Genomic DNA, 19,872 nt, shown 5'->3' on the forward strand with positions numbered 1-19,872 from the left:
ATGACCGGCCCCGGCGGCGAGCTGGCCGCCGAGATCGAGCGGCTGGTCCGGATCGCGCTGCGGATCGGCGCCGCCGAGCCCGCCCACGCCGACCACGCGCCCTGGCAGCTGCGCGCCGCGCTGCGGCGGCTGCTCACCGACTACCCGGTGTACCGGCCGTACGCACGGCCCGGGGAGGCGGCGCTGGACTTCGGCGGAGTCCTGGGGGCGGCCTCCGAGGACCCGACCGAACGGCTGGTCGCCGCCCTCGCCCTCGGCGAGCTGGGGCCCGGCGCCGACCAGGAGGAGTTCTGCGCCCGCTTCGCCCAGACCGCCGCCGCCGTGGCCGCCAAGGGCGTCGAGGACACCGCCTTCTACCGCTGGAACGCGCTGCCCGGCCTCAACGAGGTCGGCGGCGAGCCCGCCCGGCCCGGACTGCACCCGGCCGAGTTCCACGACTGGTGCCGCTACCTGGAGCGCAGCTGGCCGCACAGCATGACGGTGCTCTCCACCCACGACACCAAGCGCAGCGCCGACGCCCGGGCCCGGCTCGCCGTCCTCGCCGAACAGCCGGAGGCCTGGGCCGCCGAGGCCGCCGCCTGGTCCGACGCCGCCGGGCCCCCGGCTCCCGGTCTCGACCGGGACGCCGACTGGCTGCTCTGGCACACCCTGGTCGCCGCCTGGCCGATCGGCCCCGACCGGCTGGTCGCCGCCCTGCTCAAGGCCGTCCGCGAGGCCAAGCTGCACACCTCCTGGACCACCCCCGACGCCCGGTACGAGCAGGCCCTGGAGCAGCGGGCCCGCGCCGTCTTCGGCAACGCCGGGCTGCTCCCCCGGATCGAGGGCCTGGTGCACGCGCTCGCCCCGTACGCCCGCGCCAACACCCTGGCCGCCGCCCTGCTCCACCTGACCATTCCGGGCGTGCCCGACCTCTACCAGGGCAGCGAGGAGCCGCTGTACACCCTGGTGGACCCGGACAACCGGGGCGTGGTCGACTTCGGCGCGCTCGCCGTGCGGCTCACCGACGCGGCCACCCCGCGCCCCGGCGACCTCGCCCGGGAGAAGCTCCACCTGACCGCCACCGCCCTGCACCTGCGCCGCTCCGGCCCGCTCGGCGCCTACCGGCCGCTGGCCGCCCCGGACCACCTGCTGGCCTTCGCCCGGGGCGAGGACGTGGTCACCGCCGTCACCCGGCTGCCGTACGGGCTGGCGAAGGCGGGCGGCTGGCGGGGCGCCGTGCTGGAACTGCCGCCCGGCGGCCCCTGGACGGACCAGCTGTCGCTGCGCGACTTCCCGGCGGGGGCGGTACCGGTGGCGGAGCTGCTGGCGACCTGCCCGGCGGCGCTGCTGACGAGGAGGGGTTGAGGGTGTCGCGTTACGAGGTGTGGGCGCCGAACGCCGCCGCCCAGGTCCTGGTCGAAGTCGACGGCGTGGCCCATGCGTTGGCCCGCTGCGCCGACCGGGACGGCTGGTGGTCCGGCGAGGCCCCGGAAGGCGACTACGCCTTCCGGCTCGACGGCGGCCCGCCGCTGCCCGACCCGCGCTCGCCCCGGCAGCCGTACGGCCCGGACGGCCCCAGCCGGGCGGTGGACCACGCCGCCTTCCGCTGGTCGCGGACCGGCTGGCACGGCCGCGCGCTGCCCGGCGCGGTGCTCTACGAGCTGCACATCGGCACCTTCACCGCGCGCGGCACCTTCGACGCGGCCGCCGAACAGCTCGACCACCTGGTCGAGTTGGGCGTGGACTTCGTCGAGCTGATGCCGGTCTGCCCGTTCCCCGGCCGACACGGCTGGGGCTACGACGGGGTGTCCCCGTGGGCCGTGCACGAGCCCTACGGCGGGCCGGAGGGCCTCAAGCGCTTCGTGGACACCGCGCACCGCAAGGGCCTCGGGGTGGTGCTCGACGTGGTGCACAACCACCTCGGCCCGTCCGGCAACCACCTCCCCGCGTACGGCCCGTACTTCACCGACCGGCACCACACCCCGTGGGGCTCGGCGGTCAACCTGGACGCGCCCGGCTCGGACGAGGTGCGCGCCTACCTGATCGGCAGCGCACTGGCCTGGCTGCGCGACTACCGGCTCGACGGCCTGCGGCTGGACGCCGTGCACGCCCTCGCGGACGACCGGGCGACCCACTTCCTGGAGGAACTGTCCTGCCAGGTCGAGAAGTTGGCGGTGTCCGTGAACCGTCCGCTGTTCCTGGTCGCCGAGTCCGACCTCAACTCCCCGCGCACCACCGCCGCCCGGGAGGCCGGCGGCCAGGGCCTCACCGCCCAGTGGAGCGACGACTTCCACCACGCCCTGCACTGCGCGCTCACCGGCGAATCCCAGGGCTACTACGGCGACTTCGCGCGCCGGCCGCTCGCCGCCCTGGCCAAGACGCTGCGGCGCGGCTTCTTCCACGACGGCACCTGGTCCTCCTTCCGGGGCCGCAGCCACGGACGGCCGTTCGACTCGGACGAGGGCCACCGGCTGCTCGGCTACCTGCAGACCCACGACCAGGTCGGCAACCGGGCGCTCGGCGACCGGATCTCCACCTCGCTGACCCCCGGCCGACTGGCCTGCGGCGCCGCCCTGGTGCTCACCTCGCCGTTCACCCCGATGCTGTTCATGGGCGAGGAGTGGGGCGCCGCCACCCCCTGGCAGTACTTCACCGACCACACCGACCCCGCCCTCGCGGAGGCCGTCCGGCAGGGCCGGCGGCGGGAGTTCGCCGAGCACGGCTGGGCCGCCGAGGCCGTCCCGGACCCGCAGGAGCCGGCCACCGTGCTGCGCTCGGTGCTCGACTGGACCGAGCTGCGGCGCGCCCCGCACCGCGAACTCCTCGACTGGCACCGGACGTTGATCCGGCTGCGACGCGACCGGCCGGAACTCTCCGACCCGGACCTCGGCGCGGTGCGGGTCGAGTACGACGAGGCGGCGGGCTGGCTGGTGGTGCACCGGGGGCCGTACCGGGTCGCGGTCAATCTCGGCCCCGCCGAGGCGGTGCTGCCGTTGGCGGGCGACGGGCGGGAGGTGGTGGCGGCCTTCGGGGCGGCCGCCCTGGAAGGTGCGACCGTACGGCTGGCGGTGGACTCGGTGGCGGTCGTGCTGGCCTCCTGAGGGCTCACCCTCACCGACGACTCACGACGACTCACGACGACTCGCGACGACTCACCGGCGGCTCACCGGCGACTCACCGGCGGCTCACCAGAGGAAGGCGCCGATCCGCTCCTTGAGCGAGGAGGCGTCCAGGCCGTAGGCGGCCAGGTGCTCGGCCATCGAGCCGTACTGCCGGTGCTCACCGCGCGGCACGCCCAGGGCCAGCACCCGGTGCGGGCGGTCGGCCAGCGCCGCGTGCGCCTCGTTCGCCGAGGTGCCCGCCAGGTACGGCTCCACCAGCACCACATCCGCCTTGTCGCCCAGCGCGGCGCGCAGCCCGGCGGCGTCGAAGGGGCGCACCGTCGCCGCGTACAGCACTGTCACGTCCAGGCCCTCGGTGGCCGCCAGCACCGCGTCCAGCATCGGGCCGACGGCCAGCACCACGCCGCGCCTGCCGGTGCGCACGGTGGTGAAGCGGCCCGGCTCGACGGTGACCGGGGTGGCGTTCTGGTGGTTGGAGAGCCGGACGTACACATTGCGGTCGCCGTCGGCGACGGCGTGGCGCAGCAGCTGCTCGGCCTCGTCCGGGTGGCCGGGGACGTGCACCGTCCAGTCCGGGAGGGTGTCCAGCAGGGCGACGTCGCCCGGGGACATGTGGGTGCGGCCGGCCGCCGGGTTGTCGTAGGAGCCGCCCGCGCTCACCAGGACGGCACCGACGCCCTGGTGGACCAGGCTCAACTTGATCTGCTCGAAGGGTCGTTCGACCAGGAAGCTGGCGAAGGTGTGGGCGATCGGGCGCATCCCGCTGAGTGCCAGCCCACCGGCCGCGCCGACCAGCAGCTGCTCGCGGATGCCGACGTTGACCACCCGGTCGGGGTGGCGCTCGTGGGCGGGCTCGAAGGCGGCGGCGGAGATGTCCGCGAGCACCACGGCCAGCCGGGGGTCCTCGTCCAGGAGGCGGGAGGTGACGTCGATGAAGCGCTCGCGCATGGTGTCCATCGGTGAAGTGCCTTTCGCTGTGGATGACTTGGCGTACGGGGGTGATCGGGCGCTCTTCGGGGCCGCGAGGAGTGCTCGGGGCGGTCAGGGGTGCTCGGCGCGGCCAGGAGTACTCGGCGCGGTCATGAGTGCTCGGCGCGGTCAGGAGTTCTTCGGCTCGACCCGGGCGACCACCACGTGCGGGCGGCCCGGGTGGGCGGTGGTGTACGCGCGGTGCAGCGCCTCGTGGTCGCGGCCGTCCACCGTCGCGGTCGACCAGCCGGCGGAGGCGAAGCGCTGGGCGATCCCGCCGTGCCAGCCGTGGGTGGCCGAGGAGTTGTCGATCACCACCGCGTGCAGCCGGTCCAGGCCGTAGGCGCCGGCGAAGGCCACCGCCTCGTGGTTGGAGCCCTCGTCGAACTCGGCGTCACCGACCAGCACCCACACCGCCGGGTCGGTCAGCCCCTGGGCCCGCAGGCCGAGCGCGGTGCCGACGGCCAGCGGCAGGCCGTGTCCGAGTGAACCGGAGGAGATCTCCACGCCGGAGAGCAGGGTGCGGTCCGGGTGGTAGCCGAGCGGCGAGTCGTAGCCGCCGAAGCTCGGCAGCACGGCGGGGTCGATGAAGCCCTTGGCGGCGAGTACGGCGTAGTAGGCCATCGGGCCGTGGCCCTTGGAGAGCAGGAAGCGGTCGCGGTCCTGGGCCTCGGCGGTGTCCGGGGCGACCCGCAGCACCCGGTCGTACAGCACCCAGAGCGCGTCCAGGGTGGAGGTGGCCGCGACGTCGTGCTTCTCGTCGCCGGTCATCAGGGCCATCAGCGGCTGGAGGTCCTCGAAGCGGGCCCCGTTCACGGTTTCCGTGCCGGTGTTCACGGTCGTCTGCGTCGTCATGCGTCGATCGTGCAACTTAAAGCGAACTTGAGGTCAAGCGGCTACAGTGAGTCCCCATGACCGCGACACCCGACGCCGGCCACACCGCCGTCCCGCGCCCCGGCGACCTGCTCACCATCGGGCAGCTGTCCGACCGCAGCGGGCTGGCCGCCTCCGCGCTGCGCTACTACGAGGGCCTCGGCCTGATCCACGCCACCCGCACCGCCGGTGGCCAGCGCCGCTACCCGCGCGGCACGCTGCGCCGGATCGCCTTCGTCCGGGCCGCCCAGCGGGTCGGCCTCTCGCTGGACGAGGCCCGGGTCGCCCTCGACCGGCTGCCCGAGCGCCCGGCCCCCAGCGGCACCGAGTGGGACGGCGTCGCCGCGTCCTGGCAGACCCGGATCGACGAGCAGATCGCCGAACTGGAGCGGCTCAAGGCCAAGCTCACCGGCTGCATCGGCTGCGGCTGCCTCTCGCTCACCCGCTGCGCCCTCTACAACGCCGACGACCGTGCCGCCCAGGCCGGCCCCGGCGCCCGCTACCTGCTCACCCGCGACCCGGACACCGGCCCGGAGCCGGAGCCGGCGGCCGCCGCGGCCTGCGGCACCCGGCGCGACGCGGCGCACTGAAAAGCCCTTGCCGCACGACCGTCGGCATGCCTACGGTGCGGGCATGCTGCCCCTGGTGGAGACGGACGAGCAGTGGGACGCGGTCATCCCCGACGAGTCGGTGATGCGCCCGGGCGCCGAGGCGCTGTGCGCGCGCCTCGGCGTCGGCGGGCAGCCGTTGGAGCGCTTCGCGGAGGGGTCCGTCCCGGTCTACGCGGTCGGCGGGGAGCACGTGCTCAAGCTGTTCCCGGCCGCCAGTGCCCGCGACGGCCTCGCCGAGGGACGCGTCCTCGCCCGGCTGCGGGGTGCGCTGCCGATCCCCACCCCGGCGGTCCGGGCGGTGGGCGAGTACGTCAACGGCTGGCGCTACGTGCTGATGTCCCGTCTGCACGGCGAGGGCCTCGCCCCCGCCTGGCCGGGCATCCCCCGGGCCGACCGCGAGCGGATCGCCCGCGACTGCGGCGAGGCACTCGCCGCCCTGCACGCCCTGGACGCCGAACCGCTCGCCGACGTGCTGCGCCCCGGCGACTGGCCCGCCTTCCTCGACGGGCAGCGGGCCGGCGCCGTCGCCCGCCAGCGCGAACGCGGCCTGCCCGAGGCCTGGTGGGAGCAGATCCCGGACTTCCTCGCCGCCGCCCCGCTCCCCCGCACCCCGCAACGCGCCCTGCTGCACACCGAGTTCATGCGCGAGCACCTGATCACCGACCCGGCCGGCGGATGGCGGCTCACCGGCCTGATCGACTTCGAACCCGCGATGATCGGCGACCCGGCCTACGACCTGGTCGCCGTCGGCCTGTTCACCACCCGCGCCGACCCGCAGCTGCTCGGACAGCTGCTCACCGCCTACGGCCGCCCCTTCGAGCCTCGCCTGCTGATGGCGTACACCCTGCTGCACGTGTACAGCGATCTGCCGTGGTACCTCAGGGAGTTGAAGCCATCGGCGCGGACGCTGGACGATCTCGCCGAGGAGTGGTTCGGGGTCGGCTGACCGGTCACCACGGGCGCGGGTCGGTGCGCAGCAGGCTGTAGTAGACCATGTCGCGCCACTCCCCGCCCCGGAAGGCCATCGCTCGGTGCACCCCCTCGCGGGTGAAGCCCAGCTTCTCCAGCACGCGCTGCTCGGCGAGGTTGTCGGCCTCGGTGTCCGCCTCCAGCCGCATCACCGGGGTGTGCGCGAACAGGTAATCCACCAGCAGCCGTTGGGCCTCGGTGCCGATGCCCCGCCCCCGGGCCCGCGGCAGCAGTTGAGCGCCGAGGCTCCAGTACGGGGCGGTCGGCCGGGCGCCCTTGCGGGTGGCGGCGACGAAGCCGAGGAACTCGCCCTCGGTGGCGACGGCGAAGATCCACTGCTCCTCGCCGAGCAGCCCGTTCTCGGCCCAGCGGCGGCGGAAGCGCTCGGGGTCGGACCAGCCGTACCACTGGAACTCGCCCAGCGCTTCAGGGTCGTTCAGCATCCCGCCCAGGGCGGGGAGGTCGGCTTCGGCCATCGGGCGGAGGACGATCTTCTCTGGGTTCACGAGGGCGCCAACGCGCCGGTTCGCCCGACCGTTCCTCAGGCCGCGGTCGACCGGGCGAGCCGGAAGCCGACGTCGTCGATCCGCAGGGTCGGGTGGCTGCGGCGGCGCACGGAGGCGCGGCAGCTCCAGTGCTCGTCGAACCAGCCGCCGCCGCGCAGGACGCGGTAACTGCCGTACACCTCGGGGTCGTAGCGCTCCCAGCACCACTCCCACACGTTGCCGAGCAGGTCGTACAGCCCGTACGCGTTGGGCCGCAGCTCGCCGACGGGGTGCGGGCGCTCGCCCGAGTTACCGCGGTGCCAGGCGATCTCGTCCAGCGGGCCGTAGCGCGGGCCGTCCGTTCCGGCGCGGCAGGCGTGCTCCCATTCGGCTTCGGTGGGCAGCCGGTAGCCGTCGGCGGTGCCGTCCCAGGCCACGTCCTCGCCGTCGAGTCGGTAGGCGGGCGTGAGGCCCTCGCGCCGGGACAGCTCGTTGCAGTACCGGACGGCGTCCAGCCAGGAGACGCTGTGCGCGGGGCGGCGGTCACCGGCGGCGCCCTCGTACTGCTCGCGGGTGACCGGACACGGCGCCAGCTCGAACGCGGCCACCTCGACGCTCCAACTGCGCTGGGTGCGACGGTCGGAGAGGGTGACGAGGCCGGGCGGAACGGCGATCAGTCCGGTACGGGGGTCCATGATCGTCGATCCTACGACCCGCCGCCGCACGGCCTGCCCGCCGGCATTCGGAGCTGACGTACCGTCGGGGTGATCCCTGAACAGGCGGACGAGAGGCGGCGAGGACCATGGCGGTCATGACGGTCAGCACGGTGGTGGAGGCTCCGGCCGAGCGGGTCTGGGAGCTGGTCGGGGACTTCCACGCTCTCGGCGACTGGCACCCGCACCTGCCGGCGAGCCGGCTCGGCAACGGGCTGACGGGCAACGCGATCGGCACGGTCCGGGTGTTCGACCTCGACGGCGTCGTGCTGACGGAGACGCTGGTCGCCTACGACGACGAGGCCCGCAGCTACACCTACAGCTTCCCCGACGGCACCTTCCACTTCAACGGCTACCGGGCCACCCTGCGGGTCACCCCGGTGACGGAGCTGGGCGCCGGCTTCGTGGAGTGGGGCGTCACGTACGACATCGAGGCGGAGCACCGCGAGGAGTCCACCGAGCGCGTGCACGGGGTCTTCACCACAGGGCTGGCCGCGCTGCGGGAGCGCTTCGCGGGCTGAGCCTACGCATCCGCCTCCGCTGCCGTCAGGCGGTGGCGGGCGGCGGCGAGGAGTTCGACGGACAGCGCCTCGTCGTCGCTCGCGCGGGCGAGCAGGAGGGCGCCGACCATGGTCGACAGGTCGGCGAGCGCGGCCTCCCGCCCGGCGGGGTCGGGCAGTTGGCGGAAGCCGTCGACCAGGTCGCGCAGTCCGGCCGTGAACGCGGTGCGCAGCGGCGCGCCGGGTTCGGCGCGGGCCGCGTCGGCGGCCAGCGCGGCGGCGGCGCAGCCCTGGCCGGGGTGGTCGCGGTGCAGGGCGGAGAGATAGCGGTCGAGGAACTCGGCGCGGGGGGTGGGCCGTTCGTCGGCATCCCCTCGGTCGTCGGCGAGGCGGTCCATGGCTTCGCGGCGTTCGGCGAAGGCGGCGGTGAGGGCCTGGGCGACGAGGTCGTCCTTGGACGAGAAGTGCCGGTAGAAGCCGCCGTGGGTGAGCCCGGCGGCGGCCATCGCCTGGGGGACGCTGACCTGGTCGGATCCCTTCTCCCGGATCAGCCTGGCGGTGTGGTCGATGACCTCCTGCCGGTGGCGTTCGGCCTCGGCGCGTGAGACGCGGGGCATGTCCGCGCTCCCTTCGTCGTCCTGTGGTGGTGCACCCACTGTCTCCCATGGGGGGCTTCCCTGCCCACTTTAGATGATGGTAATAATCTAAACGAGGCGGTCGCCCCGAGCGCGGGGCACCGCCCTTCCCGAGAGCGAGGAACAGACACATGACCGTGATCGAAGGCTCCACCGCCCTGGTCACCGGAGGCCTGCGCGGCCTCGGCCGGGCATTCGTCGGGGAACTCCTGGCCCGCGGCGCGGCGAAGGTCTACGCCACCGCCCGCACCCCCGCCCCCTCCTCGTTCACCGAGGACCAGCGGGTCGAGGTGCTCGCCCTGGACGTCACCTCCGACGCCTCGGTCGCCGCCCTGGCCGAACGGGTGCAGGACGTCGACCTCGTCTTCAACAACGCCGGCGTCCTGCACCCCGGACCGCTGCTGACCGGTGACCTCCAGGACGTCCGGTCCACCTTCGACACCAACGTCCTCGGCCCGCTGCGCATCGCCCGCGCCTTCGCGCCCGTGCTGGCCGCCCGCGGCGGCGGGGCGCTGGTCGACATCCACTCCGCGCTGTCCTGGGGCGCGGGTTCCGGTGCGTACGGCGCCTCCAAGGCGGCCCTGTGGTCGCTCACCAACTCCCTGCGCCTGGAGCTGGCCGCCCAGCACACCCAGGTCGTCGGCGTGCACCTGGGCTTCGCCGACACCGACATGGTCGCGGCCCTGCCCGTCGACAAGCTCCCGGCGGACGAGGTGGCCCGCATCGTCCTGGACGGCGTCGAGCGCGGGGAGAGCGAAGTCCTCGTCGACGACGTCACCCGGGCGCTCAAGTCCGCGCTCTCCGGCCCGGTCGAGGGCCTCACCATCCCCTTCCGCCGCTGAGCCCCGCCCCACCCCGACACCACCGAGGAGAACACCCATGCCCCTGTGGCACGTCTACCACCCGCGCGACACCTACAGCCCCGAGCAGAAGCAGCGGATGGCCGCCGACATCACCGGGATCTACACCCGCTTCGGGCTACCGGAGTTCTACGTGATGACGCTCTTCCACGAGATCGGCGCCGACGCCTTCCACGTCGGCACCCGGCCCACCCAGAACGCCGTACGGATCGTCGTCGAGCACATCGCCCGGCACACCGAGGAACCCGACCTGCGCCGGCGCACCCGGGAGGCCCTCGCCGCCGTCCTCGCGCCCCACACCACCGAGCGCGGCCTGTACTGCGAGTTCCACATCGACGAGACACCCCGCGACCTGTGGATGATGGACGGCATCTCCCCGCCACCTACCGGGAGCGAGGCCGAACAGCTGTGGGCCCGCGAGAACCGCCCGCTCCCGTACTGACCGAAGGGGGCCTGACCACCGCCTACGAGTCGTCCGGCATCCGGCCGGTGCCGGGCGGCCAGGCGTGGCCGGCCCCGTGCGGCTCCAGCAGCGCCGGATCGTCGTTGTTCTGCATCACCCGGGCCGGCCGCGCCGCCACCGAGACCACGGCGGGCCGGCCCGGCGCAGCCAGGAACACCTCGTCGTGAGGGTCCGGACGATCGCCCGGACCCTCACCCCCACCGACCTGAGCGAACGCGGCGCCGTCGACTGGAGCCGGTCGCCCACCACTTCGGATCCGACCGCATCAGCACCCCAGCCCCTGCCCACATCGGCAACTTCCTGCGCACCCCGCGCCGGCTCCACGCCCCCCGACCGGGGCGTGCAGCCCACGAGCGACCTGCCTGCGGAGCCCCCGCAGCATCGCGAGGCGGTCACGTCCGGCCTCGCCACCGGCCTCGACCGGATCGTCCGGCGCCGAGCGCCGGCTAAACGGCGAGCGGGAACCAGCCGACCGCCGACGCCGTTGCGGCGATCCACCCGAGAGCGACCGCCGCCCGGCCGCACTCGGGCCCACGGGCCCGCTGGAACGCGGCGATCAGCGCGGTGATCGCCGCGACCGGCATGAACAGGAACGCGAGGAACCAGGCCCAGCCGCCCAGGGAGAGAACGGCCAGGAGGCCGATGACCAGGAACGGCAGCCACACTGCGGCAACCGTGAACCCGGCTGCCGCGCAGGCGACCCGGAACCGGTCCCGGCGGCGGTAGAAGACCGGGACGGCGCAGGCGGCGGCGGTCAGCAGCCCGACTGCGGCCAGGAAGAGCCGCAGGCCGACCCCGTACGCCCCCGCAAGGGGAAGGAGCGGCACCAGGAAGACGGCACTCGCCGCCCCGGCCAGCCAGCGCGCACTCGCGGGCACCACGGTCATCTCTCCCCCACTCGGGTCCGCTTCGAAGCTGAGCCGCATCGAGAGCGGGCTCGTACCACTACAAGAGCGCGACGCCGCGAAGCTCTTGGCCCACTACGGCGTCACTTCACCCGATGAGGTGAAGCGCTTCCTCAACCTGACTCGCCAGAGCCGGCAACAGGGTTGGTGGCACGCCTACGGCGATGCCTTGCCGGATTGGTTCCGCGCTTATGTGGGCTTCGAGTCGGATGCCGCAAAGATCGAGACCTACCAGTGCGAATTGGTCCCGGGGCTGCTGCAAACCGAGGCTTACGCGCGGCATGTGATCCGGGCGATGAACCCAACCGAGTCCACCGAAGAGGTCGAACGGCGCGTCGCCCTACGAATGGATCGCCAGCAGATTCTCGATCGCCATGAGCCTCCGCAACTGTGGGCGATCATCGGCGAAGCCGTCATACGGCGACCGGTCGGTGGCAGTCAGAACATGGCTGAGCAACTGCGCCATCTCGCCGCCATGGCGGACGAGCGACCCAACGTCACGATCCAGGTTCTGCCGTTCTCCGCTGGTGCACACGCGGCGATGGGCGCCTCGTTCTCCATCCTCTCGTTCAATGACATCCCCGGCAGCGTGGCGTATTCCGAGGCGACCACCAGCAGCATCTACTCGGAGCGGCCTCACGAGATCGCCCGCCATGAGGATGCCTTCCACCGTCTTATGGCGTCATCGGTCCAACCCGAGAGGTCCATCGCATGGTTGAGGGAAGTCGCAGAGGAGTACTCCCCGTGAATCAAGATCTCCATAAAGCCAACTGGCGCAAGAGTACGTATAGCAATGGCCAGGGTGACTGTGTCGAGATCGCCGACGGCTTCGCCAACATAGTCCCGGTCCGTGACAGCAAGGATCTCCGCGGTCCGGCCCTCCGCTTTTCAGCCGAGGCCTGGCAGGCGTTCATGGCCGGTATACGCGCGGGCGAGTTCCCGACCACCAGCTGAGTCAGTACCGTGGGCTGCCCCGCGCCGCGCGGGGCAGCCCACTCCCAACTCGCAGCCTCAGTGGGTCCTCCACGTGTCAGCCGACCTGAATTGGCGCAAGAGCAGCTACAGCAATCCCTCGGGGGCGACTGCATCGAAGTCGCCTCGACGCTCCCCATCGCCTGGCGTAAGTCCAGCGCCAGCAACCCGAACGACAACTGCGTCGAGTTCGGCCAACTGGTCAGCGCCATCGCCGTCCGCGACAGCAAGGACCCGCACGGCCCCGCACTCACCTTCGACCCCTCCAGCTGGCAATCCTTCATCGCCGGCATCCGCTCCGACGACTTCCCCACCGCCCTCTGAACCACCACACGGGCGGCCCCGCATATCACGCGGGGCCGCCCGTTCCAGACCGGCTCCCGCCCGCGCGGTGCCGACGCTGACGGAGGCTTGTGATGTCGCAGGGCGTTCCGAAGATCGATGAGTTGCTGCGGCACGCCCAGTACTCGGCGCTTCACCTTGAGATGCGCGACGGCTACATGCAGGACGCCCCGGCCCTCCACGGGTGGCGGGCCGGCCACCGCCTGGACCCGGACAGTCGGGCCTCCTGGTGGCGGCCCTGGCTGGACGTGATCGCCGAGACCGTCGGCCGTCGTGTGGAGATCCGCCGTGCCCGCATCGTCTCCGAGCCGGTGAGCGAGTACACGTCCACCTCGGCAGCTCATGCCTGCCCCCGACCGGCAACCCGGCGGGGTTCGAGGACACTGTTTGGCGCTGCCTCGGCCGTCGGCGGGCGTGGGCTCATCATCAGAGGCGGGCCGGTCGGGGGACGATCAGCAGGCGCGGCAAGGGCAGCACGAAGGCGGCGAAGCCGATCTGGAACAGAATGCCGATCAGCGCCCACCCGCCGACGAACGGCACCCAGAACATCGGCGGTCCGCACCACAGGACAGTGACGACGGGCCGATGGAGTTCGCTCTCCCTCTTCGGCGCGGAGAGGAGGAGCAGCAGCAGCGACGGCACGCCGAACCACCCGAACAGGAACAGCCCCAGTTCGATGAAGCCGGTCAGGAACTCCGGTCCGGAGAGCTCACCGGTATGTGCCAGCCAGAGCGCGCATCCACCGGCCGCGACACTCCATCCACAGCCGAGGGCGAACAGATAGCGGACGGCCGCCCGAAGGAACCACGCCAGGGCGCTCTCGGTTCTCAGCACGGCTCCCATGGCCACTCCGCCCCTTCGGCAGCTCCAACAGGAGCATCATCCTCGCAGTATATTTGAACGCGTTCAATAGCGAATCCGTCATCGTCGGCATCCGCTCCGACGACTTCCCCACCACCCCCTGAACCACCACACGGGCGGCCCCGCGCAGTGCGCGGGACCGCCCGTCGTCACTCCTGCACACCGCCGGTCAGCTGGCCTGGCCGGTCGGCATCACCGTGACCTGCTGGAGGTTGACCCGGGGCGGGAGGGTGGCGATGAAGCCGACCGTCTCCGCGACGTCCTCCGGCGTGAGCCACTCCATGGTCTCCTTCGAGCCCTCCAGCCACTCCAGCGCGCCCCGATCCGTCACGTGGCTCTGCAGTTCCGTCGCCACGATGCCCGGCTCGACCACCGAAACCCGCACCTTCTTCGCGCCCAGCTCCGCCCGCAGGGTCCGCGACAGGTGGCTGACGTACGCCTTCGTCCCCGCGTACACCGCGAACGTGGGGAAGATGTTCTGCGCCGCGATCGACGACGTATTGATCAGGTCCGCCACCCCGCGCTCGGCCGCAGCCTTCACCAACTGCGGGGTGAAGACACCGATCGCGTTCATCAGCCCGGTGATGTTCAGATCGATCTGCTGCTTCCACTGGTCCGTCGCCAGCTCCTCGATCGGGGCGGGCAGCATGACCCCCGCGTTGTTCAGCAGCAGGTCGGCCCCGCCGAACTCCTGCTCCACCCGCTCGGCGACGGCCTTCAGTGCCTCGACATCGGTCACGTCGGCGGCGATCGCCACCGCCCGTCCACCGTTCTTCTCGATCCGCTCGACCAGCTCCGCCAGCCGGTCGGCGCGCCGCGCCAGGACGACGACCCGGGCGCCCAGCGCCGCCAGCTTCTCCGCAGACGCCGCACCGATGCCGCTCGAAGCCCCGGTGACGACGGCGACGCGACCGGCAAGCGACTGGGACGTGGTGTTCGTGGACATGTTGCTTACCCTCCAAGGGCTTTGGGAGTTCCGCCGGCCGCTCTCCGTCGACCGCAGATCCAGTACAACCCCCGGACGGGCATCGCAGGACGCCATAACTGGCCCTGCCCTGACTGGTACCGCCAGGACCACCCACGCCCGCCCGCACCACCACCGCCCCACCGACAATGGACCCATGGACCGCACCAAGGAAATCGCCGGCTTCCTCCGCTCACGCCGCGCCCGCGTCACCCCCGAGGAGGCCGGACTGCCCGCCGACGGCCGCGTGCGGCGCGTGCCCGGCCTGCGCCGGGACGAGGTGGCCCGGCTCGCGGGCGTCAGCTCCGAGTACTACACCCGCCTGGAGCAGGGCCGGGCCCTCAACCCCTCCGCCGAAGTCCTGGACGCGATCAGCCGCGCCCTGCGCCTGGACGACACCGAACGCGAGCACCTCACCGACCTCCTCCACTCCGACACCCGGCCCGCCACCCGCCGCACACCGGCGAGAGCCCAACGGGTGCGCCCCGGGCTGCACTTGATGCTGGAGACCCTCAACCACGTACCGGCGTTCATCCTCGGCCGACGCACCGACGTGCTGGCCTCCAACCAGCTCGCCCGGGAGGTCCTCACCGACTTCGACGCGCTGCCCGCGAACCGCCGCAACCTGGCCCGCTACTACCTCCTGGACCCCAAGGCCCGCGAGAGCGTGGGCGATTGGGAGCGGATCGCCGCCGAGACGGTGGCCGTCCTCCGCCTCGAAGCGGGGCGCTACCCCAACGACCGCCAGCTCGCCGACCTGGTCGGCGAACTCATGCTCCAGGCACCGGAGTTCACCGGCTGGTGGAACGACCACCGGGTGCTGCGCCGCACCCACGGCGCCAAGCACTACCTCCACCCCCTGGTCGGGGACCTGCACTTCTCCTACGAGTCCTTCCAGACGCCCGGCGACAGCGAGCAGACCCTCTGCGTCTACAACGTCGAGCCGAACTCCCCGACCGCCCAGTCCCTCCAGGTCCTGGCCAGCTGGACGGCTCCCACCGCCCCCGAGATCCCGGCCCCCGACACCCCGCGCCCCAACTGACCCGCACCCGACCCCCCGCGCGCCGAACGACCCGCACCCGACCCCCCCCACCGCAACTGACCCACACCCGACCCCGCCCCCAACTACCCTTCCCCTCATGCCCCGTACCGAGATCGAGATCACCGCAGACCTGGTCCGGCAACTCCTCCGAGACCAGCACCCCGATCTCGCCGCTCTCCCCCTGCGCCTCGGCGCGCGCGGCTGGGACAACCAGATGTGGCGCCTCGGCGAGGACCTCGCCGTCCGGCTGCCCTGGGCCACCGAGTCGGCAGGTGCTTTGCTGCGCAAGGAACATGCCTGGCTACCCGCCCTCCCGCCGGATCTGCCCCTGCCGATCCCGGCACCCCGACGCCTCGGCGCGCCCTCCGACCCTCTGGATCCACGGCGACCTCCACCCGGCCAACGTCCTCACGGCCGACGGCACGCTCTGCGGCGTCATCGACTTCGGCGAACTCTGCGCGGGTGACCCGGCCGGCGACCTCGCCGCCGCCTGGTCCCTGCTCCCGGACGGCGCCGCCGCCCTCTTCCACCAGGCCTACCGCCCCACCCGCGACCCCGCCACCCTGCGCCGCGCCCGCGGCTGGGCCGTCCTGCGCGCCCTCGGCGGCATCCACATCGGCGAGGCGGGCCTGCGCGGCCGCCCGGGCGGCAAGCCCACCTGGGGCCCGCCCGCCCACGCCGCCCTCCGCCGCCTCACGGCCGGCGCCCACACCTACCTGCCACCCGATCCCGCGAAAGGCCTCCGATGACCGAGATCGTGCCCGACTACTCCGCCCTGCTGAGGAGCGCCCGCCGTACGGCCGTCCACCTGGAAATGCGCGACGCCTACGGGGTCGCCCAGGAAGCCGCCGAGTTCGAGGAGTTCAAGCGCTCCGGCACGGCCGACACGGACCCGGACTCCGCCTGGTGGGCCGGCTGGGTGCCGCTGGTCCGGGAGACCGTCGGCCGCGGCGTCGAGTTGCGCCGCGCGAGGATCGTCTCCGAGCCCGTCACCGACTACATCCGCTGGGAGCACGCGCTCACCCCGGTGAACCTCGCCGCCGGCGAGCAGGTCCGCTGGCTGCCCCGACGGCTGGCGTCCGACATCCCGCTGCCCGGCAACGACCTCTGGCTGGTCGACGACCGCCAGGTGCTGTTCCACTGGTTCACCGGCGACGGCGACTGGGCCGGCCACGAGTACTCGGAGGACCCGGCGGTGGTGAAGCTCGTCTCCGCCGCCTTCGAGACCGTCTGGGAGCGCGGCACCCCGCACGCCGACTTCACCGTCTGACCACGCCCGGCGCCCCGGTGCTGGGGCACCCGGACACCCGAACCGGTCCGGCCCCGGCGCTGCCCGCCCCGCCGAGGCCCGGCCGCTTCTCCGGTGCGCTCCCGTGCGCTCCGGTGCGCACCGGAGCGGTCAGCCGCCGCTCTTGCGGCGGAAGTTGCGCTTGCCGCCCGCCGCGGCGTGCGCGCCATGGATCTTCGAATCGCCGTTCGGACCGCCGGCCGTGCTCCCGCCCTTGGCGCCGTGCTTGCGCTCCAGCGCGGCGAGGAACTGGGCCTTGACGTCGTCCTGGGCGGCCGCCGCGGGGACCTCGGTGGCCTGGCCGGCCTCCGACCTCTCGGGGCTCTCGGTGTTCTCGGTGTTCTCCGGGTTCTCGGGTGACGCTGCGCCGCTGCTCATACGGGACCTCCTGGTGGATGGTGTCGGGTTGATGCCTTCACGGGACACCATGTCACGTCCCGAAACCGGCCCGGCCCACCAGACCACCCCGAGGGCCTCCAGCCGGCCGACCTGCTCGATGGTGGAGCGCCCTCAGGGCGAGGGCCGGGGCGGCTACGGACCGGGGGCCGCCGCCGGGGCCCAGGGCGCGGTCGACGAGGCTACGGAGCCTCCGTGAACGCGGTGGCGTGGTCGGCGGCCCACTGACGAAACGCTCGCGGCGCCGTCCCGAGGATGTCGGCCACAGCGGTGGTGATGTACGCGGGCCGTCCGACCGCCGCGCTCCACGCGGCGAGCAGCATGTCGACGACCGAACCGGGCACCGCGCCCTCCGACAGGCGCCGGAACTCGTCCGGCGTCATCTCCTCGAAGGCGATCCGGCGCCCCAGGGCGTCGCCGATGACGTCCACCTGCGTGGCTTGGGTGAGCGATTCGGGGCCCGTGAGGACGTAGTCGCCTCCGACGTATCCGTCCCGACAGAGCGTCCGCGCCGCGACGGCCGCGACGTCGCGGTCGTCGACCGGTGCCGTCTCGGCGGCTCCGTGAGGCCACCGGACGACCTCGCCGGCCCGGATCGCGGGCGCCCACCAGGCCAGCGTGTTCGACGCGAACATCCCCGGCCGGAGGATCGTCGACTCGAGTCCGGTGCCGGCGATGAGCCGCTCGATGTCGGCGTGCAGCGCCGCCATGGGATTGGGCTGCTGGAAGAAGGGGTGCGGCGTCCGGTGCGGGGAGGAGAGGAAGACGACCCGCCGGACGTGGGCCGCCAGCCGCTCGACGACTGCCGCGGCGGTCTGCGGCGGGGCGGTCCAGACCAGGAAGACCGCTCCGGCGCCCTGCAAGGCCGGGCCGAGCGACTCGGGCACGGTGAGGTCGCCGATGAAGACCTCGGCCTTCGCCGGCAGCGTCGCCGCCGCCTCGGGACGGTGGGTGAGGGCGCGGACCGGTACGCCCGCGTCGAGGAGTTGGTCGACGACGATGCGGCCGACCCGGCCCGTCGCCCCGGTCACGAGCACGGGAGGGATGTCTTTCTGTTCCATGCCACCCATAGAAACTTTACTTGGTTAAAAAAGCAACCCGGTCATGACTGTTGCGTGGTCAGATGAGCGCGGGACGGCCCGGCTCCCAGCCGGCTCCCAGGCCACCTCCAGCGGACGGTCAGGCTCTAAGCCTCCTCTCATCCGCCGCCCCTAGCCTCCGCGCATGAACGTCTCCCTGCTCGACGGCTGGTTCCCCTGGACGGTCCAGGCCGCCGCCCTCGCCCTGTTCGTGACCGCGGTGGGCTGGCGGGACCGGACCTGGCAGCGCAAGTGGGGACCGATCGCGCTCGGCACGGCGCTGGCGATCACCGCGGTCGTCGCCGTCGCCGTGCTCACCCTGGCCGGGATCACCGATCCGATCCCGTTCGGGGTGTGGCTGTGGAGCGGGGTGGCGGTCGGGGCGTTGGCCGTGCTCGGCTTCGGCTGGCGGGGCGCGCGGTGGTGGCGGCGGGCGCTGGTGGCGCCGACGGTGCTGCTGGCCCTGTTCTGCGCCGCGAACAGCGTGAACATCGCGACCGGCTACTACCCGACGGTGGACGACGCGATCGGCGAGCTCAGCGGCCAGCCGCTGCCCGACCAGATCACCCTGGCCGAGGTGTCGTCGATCCACGGCAAGACCAGGACCGGCCGCATCGTCCAGGTCGACATCCCGGACACCGCGAGCGGTTTCACCCACCGTCAGGAGCTGGTCTACCTGCCGCCCGCCTGGTTCCGCAGCCAGAGCCGGCCGAAGCTGCCGGTGCTGGAGATGATCGGCGGCGAGTTCGCGGCGCCGGACAACTGGATCCGCTCCGGCAACGCGGTGAAGACCGCCGACGAGTTCGCCGCGAAGCACAACGGCTTCGCCCCGATCCTGGTCTTCGTGGACGCCACCGGCGGCTTCCGGGTGGACACCGAGTGCGTGGACGGCCCGCACGGCAACTCCGAGAGCCACCTGCTCAAGGACGTCCCGCCGTACATCGAGAAGACCTTCAACGCGGCCACCGACCCGCACAAGTGGGGCGTGGCCGGCTGGTCGATGGGCGGCACCTGCGCCTTCGACATGGTCGTCGAGCACCCCGGCCGCTTCACCCACTTCGGCGACTTCTCCGGCGACAAGGGCCCGTACATCGGCGACAAGGACCACACCGTCCAGGAGCTGTACGGCGGCGACGCGGCAGCCTGGGCCGCCCACGACCCGCTGACGGTGCTCGCCCACCACCCCAAGTACCAGGGCGTCTCCGGCTACTTCGGCCAGGGCGACGAGGAGCACGGCCAGATCGAGTCCGCCAAGGCCCTGGACACGGCCGCCAGGAAGGACGGCATCCGCACCACCAGCGCCGTCGGCTCCGGCAAGCACACCTGGCAGACCGGCGCCGCCACCTTCGCCCAGGCCCTCCCCTGGCTCGCCGCCCAGCTCGGCGTCCCGGGCACCCACGCGTAGCCGTCACAGGCCCGTCCCGGTCCGGTCCGGATTCGGTACGGATCCGGGCCCCCCGACCCGGCCGTACCCGAACCGCACCCCCCGCGCGGACCGTCCGGAGCGCGACCGTGGGTGGGATCACACCCGCCCGCCACCGGGGGAAAGCCTTGGTGTCGGCCACCCCGCCGCACCCGGCCGGCGCCGCCCCGAACGCGCACGATCCACCGCCGAACGGCCCGCGCGGCAAGGAGATCCCCTGCGCCCGACGGGTGCCGGGCACCGGCCGGTACGCCCGGCCCGGCGTCCGCGCCGCCCATCGCTTACTCCGCGCCCGCACACATGTTCACCACCAGCCCGCTGCAACTGCCGCACTCGCCCGGCGCCCGGGAGAAAACCCGCTTTGCTCCGGGCGCCGCCGTGTCATAGGTTTCGTCCGCCGTCGACGCAGCAACCGCTCTGA

Annotated in this window: 23 protein-coding genes and 2 pseudogenes; 15 read left to right on the plus strand and 10 right to left on the minus strand. The window is 72.9% G+C overall.

Annotation, left to right across the window (positions count from 1 at the left end; all coding sequences use genetic code 11):
• Together BG452_RS42760 and treZ are read left to right on the plus strand one after the other, a co-directional pair.
• Positions 1-1,344, plus strand: a pseudogene (locus tag BG452_RS42760) (malto-oligosyltrehalose synthase); the annotation flags it as partial.
• 2 nt (positions 1,345-1,346) lie between these two features.
• Entirely contained in the window at positions 1,347-3,080 is a 1,734-nt protein-coding gene (gene treZ / locus BG452_RS42765) for a malto-oligosyltrehalose trehalohydrolase (RefSeq protein ID WP_317621506.1), read from the plus strand.
• Between the two features lie 84 nt (positions 3,081-3,164).
• On the opposite strand, the gene BG452_RS42770 is transcribed toward treZ, so the two are convergent.
• Positions 3,165-4,058, minus strand: coding sequence for a transketolase family protein (locus BG452_RS42770; protein ID WP_188309785.1), 894 nt, complete (start codon positions 4,056-4,058; stop codon positions 3,165-3,167).
• 141 nt (positions 4,059-4,199) lie between these two features.
• Positions 4,200-4,925, minus strand: coding sequence for a transketolase (locus tag BG452_RS42775; RefSeq protein WP_188309786.1), 726 nt, complete (start codon positions 4,923-4,925; stop codon positions 4,200-4,202).
• Positions 4,926-4,981: 56 nt separating this feature from the next.
• On the opposite strand from BG452_RS42775, the gene soxR reads away from it, so the two are divergent.
• Positions 4,982-5,533, plus strand: a complete 552-nt coding sequence (soxR, locus tag BG452_RS42780) for a redox-sensitive transcriptional activator SoxR (RefSeq protein ID WP_188309787.1) — start codon at positions 4,982-4,984, stop codon at positions 5,531-5,533.
• A gap of 43 nt (positions 5,534-5,576) precedes the next feature.
• Positions 5,577-6,500: a phosphotransferase family protein gene (locus BG452_RS42785; protein ID WP_188309788.1), complete on the plus strand. Its 924-nt coding sequence runs from the start codon at positions 5,577-5,579 to the stop codon at positions 6,498-6,500.
• A 4-nt stretch (positions 6,501-6,504) separates the two neighbouring features.
• Here BG452_RS42785 and BG452_RS42790 read toward each other — a convergent pair whose 3' ends face one another.
• Positions 6,505-7,029 (minus strand): GNAT family N-acetyltransferase, encoded by a 525-nt coding sequence (locus BG452_RS42790; RefSeq protein WP_188309789.1) that lies wholly within the window; start codon positions 7,027-7,029, stop codon positions 6,505-6,507.
• A gap of 35 nt (positions 7,030-7,064) precedes the next feature.
• Positions 7,065-7,703, minus strand: coding sequence for a formylglycine-generating enzyme family protein (locus BG452_RS42795; RefSeq protein ID WP_188309790.1), 639 nt, complete (start codon positions 7,701-7,703; stop codon positions 7,065-7,067).
• Positions 7,704-7,819: 116 nt separating this feature from the next.
• On the opposite strand from BG452_RS42795, the gene BG452_RS42800 reads away from it, so the two are divergent.
• Complete coding sequence (locus BG452_RS42800; protein WP_188309791.1) at positions 7,820-8,242, plus strand: SRPBCC family protein; 423 nt, start codon at positions 7,820-7,822, stop codon at positions 8,240-8,242.
• Positions 8,243-8,244: 2 nt separating this feature from the next.
• On the opposite strand, the gene BG452_RS42805 is transcribed toward BG452_RS42800, so the two are convergent.
• Positions 8,245-8,838, minus strand: coding sequence for a TetR/AcrR family transcriptional regulator (locus BG452_RS42805; RefSeq protein ID WP_188309792.1), 594 nt, complete (start codon positions 8,836-8,838; stop codon positions 8,245-8,247).
• Between the two features lie 149 nt (positions 8,839-8,987).
• Between BG452_RS42805 and BG452_RS42810 the strand changes: the two genes are divergently transcribed.
• Positions 8,988-9,698, plus strand: coding sequence for an SDR family oxidoreductase (locus tag BG452_RS42810; protein ID WP_188309793.1), 711 nt, complete (start codon positions 8,988-8,990; stop codon positions 9,696-9,698).
• Positions 9,699-9,735: 37 nt separating this feature from the next.
• Positions 9,736-10,158: a tautomerase family protein gene (locus BG452_RS42815; RefSeq protein ID WP_188309794.1), complete on the plus strand. Its 423-nt coding sequence runs from the start codon at positions 9,736-9,738 to the stop codon at positions 10,156-10,158.
• A gap of 22 nt (positions 10,159-10,180) precedes the next feature.
• Here BG452_RS42815 and BG452_RS42820 read toward each other — a convergent pair whose 3' ends face one another.
• Both BG452_RS42820 and BG452_RS42825 read right to left on the minus strand, forming a co-directional pair.
• Entirely contained in the window at positions 10,181-10,336 is a 156-nt protein-coding gene (locus tag BG452_RS42820; protein ID WP_188309795.1) for a hypothetical protein, read from the minus strand.
• Positions 10,337-10,625: 289 nt separating this feature from the next.
• Positions 10,626-11,066: a hypothetical protein gene (locus tag BG452_RS42825; RefSeq protein ID WP_188309796.1), complete on the minus strand. Its 441-nt coding sequence runs from the start codon at positions 11,064-11,066 to the stop codon at positions 10,626-10,628.
• Between the two features lie 118 nt (positions 11,067-11,184).
• Here BG452_RS42825 and BG452_RS42830 point away from each other — a divergent pair, with 118 nt between their 5' ends.
• The 4 genes from BG452_RS42830 to BG452_RS48330 all read left to right on the plus strand — a co-directional run bounded on the left by BG452_RS42830 (position 11,185) and on the right by BG452_RS48330 (position 12,973).
• On the plus strand, positions 11,185-11,832 hold the full coding sequence (locus tag BG452_RS42830; protein WP_188309797.1) for a DUF5753 domain-containing protein: 648 nt from the start codon (positions 11,185-11,187) through the stop codon (positions 11,830-11,832).
• Positions 11,829-12,038, plus strand: coding sequence for a DUF397 domain-containing protein (locus tag BG452_RS42835; RefSeq protein WP_317621507.1), 210 nt, complete (start codon positions 11,829-11,831; stop codon positions 12,036-12,038). Before BG452_RS42830 ends, BG452_RS42835 begins: the two co-directional genes overlap by 4 nt.
• Before the next feature lie 90 nt (positions 12,039-12,128).
• Positions 12,129-12,380 carry a DUF397 domain-containing protein gene (locus BG452_RS42840; RefSeq protein WP_317621508.1) on the plus strand — a complete coding sequence of 84 codons (252 nt, stop codon included), beginning with the start codon at positions 12,129-12,131 and terminating at the stop codon, positions 12,378-12,380.
• Between the two features lie 92 nt (positions 12,381-12,472).
• On the plus strand, positions 12,473-12,973 hold the full coding sequence (locus tag BG452_RS48330; protein ID WP_411293104.1) for a DUF6879 family protein: 501 nt from the start codon (positions 12,473-12,475) through the stop codon (positions 12,971-12,973).
• Positions 12,974-13,428: 455 nt separating this feature from the next.
• Here the strand turns inward: BG452_RS48330 and BG452_RS42850 are convergent, their stop codons facing one another.
• Positions 13,429-14,205 (minus strand): SDR family oxidoreductase, encoded by a 777-nt coding sequence (locus BG452_RS42850; RefSeq protein ID WP_188309800.1) that lies wholly within the window; start codon positions 14,203-14,205, stop codon positions 13,429-13,431.
• Positions 14,206-14,380: 175 nt separating this feature from the next.
• On the opposite strand from BG452_RS42850, the gene BG452_RS42855 reads away from it, so the two are divergent.
• The 3 genes and pseudogenes from BG452_RS42855 to BG452_RS42865 all read left to right on the plus strand — a co-directional run bounded on the left by BG452_RS42855 (position 14,381) and on the right by BG452_RS42865 (position 16,535).
• Positions 14,381-15,265 carry a helix-turn-helix transcriptional regulator gene (locus BG452_RS42855; protein WP_188309801.1) on the plus strand — a complete coding sequence of 295 codons (885 nt, stop codon included), beginning with the start codon at positions 14,381-14,383 and terminating at the stop codon, positions 15,263-15,265.
• Between the two features lie 97 nt (positions 15,266-15,362).
• Positions 15,363-16,014, plus strand: a pseudogene (locus tag BG452_RS42860) (phosphotransferase).
• Entirely contained in the window at positions 16,011-16,535 is a 525-nt protein-coding gene (locus BG452_RS42865; RefSeq protein WP_188309802.1) for a DUF6879 family protein, read from the plus strand. Before BG452_RS42860 ends, BG452_RS42865 begins: the two are co-directional and overlap by 4 nt.
• 129 nt (positions 16,536-16,664) lie before the next feature.
• Here BG452_RS42865 and BG452_RS42870 read toward each other — a convergent pair whose 3' ends face one another.
• Positions 16,665-16,931 (minus strand): DUF5302 domain-containing protein, encoded by a 267-nt coding sequence (locus BG452_RS42870; RefSeq protein ID WP_188309803.1) that lies wholly within the window; start codon positions 16,929-16,931, stop codon positions 16,665-16,667.
• 200 nt (positions 16,932-17,131) lie between these two features.
• Positions 17,132-18,010: an NAD(P)H-binding protein gene (locus BG452_RS42875; RefSeq protein ID WP_223243579.1), complete on the minus strand. Its 879-nt coding sequence runs from the start codon at positions 18,008-18,010 to the stop codon at positions 17,132-17,134.
• A 163-nt stretch (positions 18,011-18,173) separates the two neighbouring features.
• Here BG452_RS42875 and BG452_RS42880 point away from each other — a divergent pair, with 163 nt between their 5' ends.
• Complete coding sequence (locus BG452_RS42880) at positions 18,174-19,433, plus strand: alpha/beta hydrolase (protein ID WP_188309805.1); 1,260 nt, start codon at positions 18,174-18,176, stop codon at positions 19,431-19,433.
• Positions 19,434-19,872 lie beyond the last annotated feature (439 nt).

Origin of the sequence: Streptomyces sp. CBMA123 (genome assembly GCF_014596465.1) — a bacterium.
In the GTDB taxonomy this organism is placed as follows: domain Bacteria; phylum Actinomycetota; class Actinomycetes; order Streptomycetales; family Streptomycetaceae; genus Kitasatospora.

Coding starts and splice junctions, on each gene's coding strand:
- BG452_RS42770 (WP_188309785.1), bottom strand. CDS start 4,058: ATGGACACCATGCGCGAGCGCTTCATCGACGTCACCTCCCGCCTCCTG.
- BG452_RS42775 (WP_188309786.1), bottom strand. CDS start 4,925: ATGACGACGCAGACGACCGTGAACACCGGCACGGAAACCGTGAACGGG.
- soxR (WP_188309787.1), top strand. CDS start 4,982: ATGACCGCGACACCCGACGCCGGCCACACCGCCGTCCCGCGCCCCGGC.
- BG452_RS42785 (WP_188309788.1), top strand. CDS start 5,577: ATGCTGCCCCTGGTGGAGACGGACGAGCAGTGGGACGCGGTCATCCCC.
- BG452_RS42795 (WP_188309790.1), bottom strand. CDS start 7,703: ATGGACCCCCGTACCGGACTGATCGCCGTTCCGCCCGGCCTCGTCACC.
- BG452_RS42800 (WP_188309791.1), top strand. CDS start 7,820: ATGACGGTCAGCACGGTGGTGGAGGCTCCGGCCGAGCGGGTCTGGGAG.
- BG452_RS42805 (WP_188309792.1), bottom strand. CDS start 8,838: ATGCCCCGCGTCTCACGCGCCGAGGCCGAACGCCACCGGCAGGAGGTC.
- BG452_RS42810 (WP_188309793.1), top strand. CDS start 8,988: ATGACCGTGATCGAAGGCTCCACCGCCCTGGTCACCGGAGGCCTGCGC.
- BG452_RS42815 (WP_188309794.1), top strand. CDS start 9,736: ATGCCCCTGTGGCACGTCTACCACCCGCGCGACACCTACAGCCCCGAG.
- BG452_RS42825 (WP_188309796.1), bottom strand. CDS start 11,066: ATGACCGTGGTGCCCGCGAGTGCGCGCTGGCTGGCCGGGGCGGCGAGT.
- BG452_RS48330 (WP_411293104.1), top strand. CDS start 12,473: ATGTCGCAGGGCGTTCCGAAGATCGATGAGTTGCTGCGGCACGCCCAG.
- BG452_RS42850 (WP_188309800.1), bottom strand. CDS start 14,205: ATGTCCACGAACACCACGTCCCAGTCGCTTGCCGGTCGCGTCGCCGTC.
- BG452_RS42855 (WP_188309801.1), top strand. CDS start 14,381: ATGGACCGCACCAAGGAAATCGCCGGCTTCCTCCGCTCACGCCGCGCC.
- BG452_RS42865 (WP_188309802.1), top strand. CDS start 16,011: ATGACCGAGATCGTGCCCGACTACTCCGCCCTGCTGAGGAGCGCCCGC.
- BG452_RS42870 (WP_188309803.1), bottom strand. CDS start 16,931: ATGAGCAGCGGCGCAGCGTCACCCGAGAACCCGGAGAACACCGAGAAC.
- BG452_RS42875 (WP_223243579.1), bottom strand. CDS start 18,010: ATGGAACAGAAAGACATCCCTCCCGTGCTCGTGACCGGGGCGACGGGC.
- BG452_RS42880 (WP_188309805.1), top strand. CDS start 18,174: ATGAACGTCTCCCTGCTCGACGGCTGGTTCCCCTGGACGGTCCAGGCC.